General features: G+C 65.8%; 3 protein-coding genes and 1 pseudogene. 2 read left to right on the forward strand and 2 right to left on the reverse strand.

Features of this window, described 5'->3' with window-relative positions:
* Positions 1-53 precede the first annotated feature (53 nt).
* Positions 54-1,145 carry a dipeptidase gene (locus tag QOC76_RS27150; protein ID WP_526362339.1) on the reverse strand — a complete coding sequence of 364 codons (1,092 nt, stop codon included), beginning with the start codon at positions 1,143-1,145 and terminating at the stop codon, positions 54-56.
* 586 nt (positions 1,146-1,731) lie between these two features.
* Between QOC76_RS27150 and QOC76_RS27155 the strand changes: the two genes are divergently transcribed.
* A complete protein-coding gene (locus tag QOC76_RS27155; protein ID WP_526362341.1) occupies positions 1,732-2,298 on the forward strand; it encodes a hypothetical protein in 567 nt (188 codons plus the stop codon).
* 223 nt (positions 2,299-2,521) lie between these two features.
* Here the strand turns inward: QOC76_RS27155 and QOC76_RS27160 are convergent.
* Positions 2,522-3,097 (reverse strand): annotated as a pseudogene (locus QOC76_RS27160) (glycosyltransferase family 2 protein); the annotation flags it as partial.
* Positions 3,098-3,163: 66 nt separating this feature from the next.
* Here QOC76_RS27160 and QOC76_RS27165 point away from each other — a divergent pair.
* Positions 3,164-3,742, forward strand: a 579-nt coding sequence (locus QOC76_RS27165; protein ID WP_526362343.1) for a catalase-related domain-containing protein, incomplete at its 3' end; no start/stop codon positions are given.

Genomic DNA, 3,742 nt, shown 5'->3' on the forward strand with positions numbered 1-3,742 from the left:
GTGATCGATTCGAGCAAACTTCCTGGCGCTCCTTGCCGACTCACGCCGTGACGTCAGCCGTCGGGGGCGGCGACGTCCTCAGCTGCCCGCAGTACGCGAACGGTGTTCTGCCCTGCCAGCTTTGCCAGGTCGGCCGCAGACCAGTTGCGGTCGGCAAGCGCGGCGAAAAGCCTCGGATACCCGGACACGTCCTCGAGGCCTTCCGGCATTGCCTCGGCGCCCATGTAGTCGCCTCCGATGCCGACGTGGTCGATGCCTGCGACCTCACGCACGTGCTCGATGTGTGTCACGACCTCAGCCAACGTGGCGACCGGGGTCGGCGACTTCTCGGCGAGGTCCGTCATCAAGGCGTCGTAGGCGGGCTCGCCCTTCTCGAAGCCACGGCGTCGAGCCTCCGCCTTCGCCTCCGCGTGCCAGCGGGTCACCGCCGGCGAGACGAACGCGGGCAAGAACGTCACCATGCACACGCCGTCGTTCTCCGCCAACGTCACCAGGACATCGTCGGGAACGTTGCGGGGGTGGTCGCAGACCGCACGGGCCGACGAGTGACTGAAGATCGCCGGGGCGGCCGTCACACGAAGCGCATGCCGCATGACCTCCGCGGACACGTGCGAAAGATCGACCAGCATTCCGAGCCGGTTCATCTCGCGTACGACGTCCTCCCCGAACTCCGACAACCCCTGCAGCACTGGGTCATCCGTCGCTGAGTCAGCCCATGGCACGTTCCTGTTGTGGGTCAGGGTCAGGTAGCGCACGCCCAACGCGCGCATCATGCGCAGAACGGCAAGCGATCCGTCGATGCAGTGGCCGCCCTCCATGCCCAACAGCGACGCGATGCGGGCGCCGGAGGCTTCGACCTCATCGGCAGTCGTTGCCAACGTCAGTCGGTCGGGGTAGCGAGCCACCAGGCGCCGGACAAAGTCGATCTGCTCGAGCGTGGCTGTCACGGCCGATGACCCGGCGAAGAGGTCCGGGGGCACGTACACCGACCAGAACTGGCCGGTGACGCCGCCGGCCTCCAGTCGCTTCAGGTCAGGGTGGAGATTCGGCACCCGCCCCGTCAGGTCGACGGCATCCAGGTCGGCCGCGTACTCCTGGCGCATCGCCCAGGCGAGATCGTTGTGGCCATCGATCACCATCGTCATCGCACCTCCTCGGCCGTTGCGACTTGGTAAACGCGCTACGGTTCCCGCAAAACGTGACGGCGGTTACCTTACGGTCTCGCTGCGCAGTTCGAACCCGGGCCGTGCCCGCCTACCGCTGCTCGGGGCTAGGGAGCCGCTCGTGGGCATCTGAATACCGTTCGCGGTCCGCCCAGTCCAGCACGTGCCCGATCTGCGGCTCACCCCAGTCAACTGCGGTGGAGAGGACGTGCGCAACAGCTCCGCGGCGAACCCACCCCTGGGATCACCCGTTGGGTCGATGTCAGGGGCATCGACCGATGGTGTGCTCTGGATCACACCCGTTGAAACGAAGTTGGGAAGTGTCATGAGAAGTGAGATCTTTGTGATCGACGAGGGCTCAGCAGTCGTTACAACCGGCCACCGGGTTCCGCGGGGAACCGTCGGGCACCGGGCCGGGGTCTCCCGGCGGCTACGACGACTCCGAGCGACGGTTGTCGACGTTCCGTCACTGTCGACTCAGCACCTTCCGGCGGCATACTTCGGCGAGCCGTCTGACCTGCGGCCCGCATCCCCGACGAGGCCGGATCGTCGGCATAGCCACTTGCACGTGCACTCATCGCATGCCGTCTTGCGCGGGCCCGACGCCGCCGAAGCGGCGATGTTGCTGGCCAGGCGTGACCGCACTGCCGCGACGGTCAGCTATCACCCGATCATCGGCGCCGCCGCCAATGGCCTGTCGTTGTCAGACCGAACGTCGATCGAGTTCATGATCGGGTCCAGCGACATCGTGACGATGAGTGAGTGCGACCTCGTGGCACTGCGTCGTGGCGAGCGACACGCTGATGCGGTCCGCTGGATGATGGCGCGCGGCCCCGCGATCATAGTGGTGACCGATGACGTGGGTGGCTACGTTGGGTACTTCAGGGGCGGTTCGGTCATCCACAGCCGCCGTGTCGCCGATGCCGGCGCCGCCGACCGTGTTGACCGAGCCTTGAGCGTCGGCCTGCTGTGTGCACTCGACCAGCGCGGCCTGCTCGGCGCCGGTGCGCACGAGGCGTTGCGGCGAATCGGCGACGAGGCTCATGCAGTGTTCAGCGACGCGAATCGCTATGGCGCATCGACATCTTCGCCGCGGGGATCCTTCACGAGATGCGAAATCGGGCCGCGCGCTTAGCACAAGGCTGACCGAGCGCGTACCCGCTGCAACGTTCGCCTCGAGCACTCGATGTGTTCCTCGGATCTCGTGGCCACCACCGGTGGAAGTCGTAACACGAGGGCGCACGGCTGTTACCCCGCGATCGACACCGACGGTGGCCTCGGTGACGGGGCGTGGGGTTCTCAACCACCCTCAGCCCGCCAGACGTGGGACAGGAACTCGTTGTGTGCATCGTCGAGATTCAAGGCGGTCTTCCAGCATGCGTGCTGGTTAGCGTCGGCAGCGCCGCGCGATGCGCCTTGCGCATGCGGGTTGAACTTACGCGCCAGCTGCGCCTGACGTCTCGTCGACTCGAGCAGCAACTCGAACATTTTGTCCCGGTCCGCTGCCGGTCGGCCACCCCCGCCCGTCGGCCGTCGTCACAGTGGCACCGCCCACGTTGCCCAACGCGAAGCACCGCGCGTCCTGCGTCGCGACGTTGATCTGCGCACGCTGGTGATGGACCGGATCGTGTGGCTTGAGCTGATGGATCACGCCGCGGCCGAGCCGCGCCGCGATCGCCAGCGCGTTGGTGGGGATGTTCACCTTCTTGCGACACCTGTTGTCCGACGGCGCGGGCAGCTGCGGTCGCGCACTCCAGTACGACGGCTTCGGGATACTCCTCGCGCATCGCGTGCACGTCGCGAAGGGCCGACTCCAGGATCGAGAATGTGGTCGGTGCGGCCAGGAAGTCGTCCATCGCCTTGTTCTGGATGGTCACGGTCGAATACTCAAGGGGCAGAAGGTGTTTCATGGTCGCCTTCACGTGACTGGCGAGCCGTACCGCCCGAACAGTATCGATGACGGGGAGCCGCTCGTCGCCGACGCCGCTGTCGGCGGCTACGTGCAGACACCGCGGCAGGTCGACGGGCCGACAGTACGCGCGCAACCGGCGTCCTTCGACGATCACTTCACCCAGGCGGCGATGTTCTATCGCAGCCTGACCTACGTCGAGCAGGCCCACATCGTCGAGGCGTTCACCTTCGAACTCGGCAAATGTTATGAGAAGTCGATCAAGGAGCGTGAGCTCGTGGTGCTGGCCAACGTTGACGCCGACTTGTGCACACAGGTGGCCATCGGTCTCGGCCTGCCCGCACCGAAAGGTAAACCGCCGAAAGACGTTTTCGAATCGTCAGCGCTGTCACAAATCATCGACACTCCGGGACCGATCGACGGCCGCAAGATCGGCATCATCGCAGGCGCCGACTCCGACCTGGCCGGCGTCGCCAAGTTAATGGCATCGATCCAGCGCCTCGGTGCCACCCCGCTGGTGACCGCACCGCTGGGTGGGGTGCTCAAATCCGGGCGGCGCAGCGTCATCATCGAGCGAACCTTGCTGACCGCGAGGTCCATTGAGTACGACGCGCTCGTGGTCGCCGCCGGGACAAAGCCCACCCGCGACATCAAATTGATTGTGTTGCTG

This window comes from Mycobacterium sp., assembly GCF_032159565.1.
GTDB lineage: Bacteria > Actinomycetota > Actinomycetes > Mycobacteriales > Mycobacteriaceae > Mycobacterium.

Coding starts and splice junctions, on each gene's coding strand:
- QOC76_RS27150 (WP_526362339.1), bottom strand. CDS start 1,145: ATGACGATGGTGATCGATGGCCACAACGATCTCGCCTGGGCGATGCGC.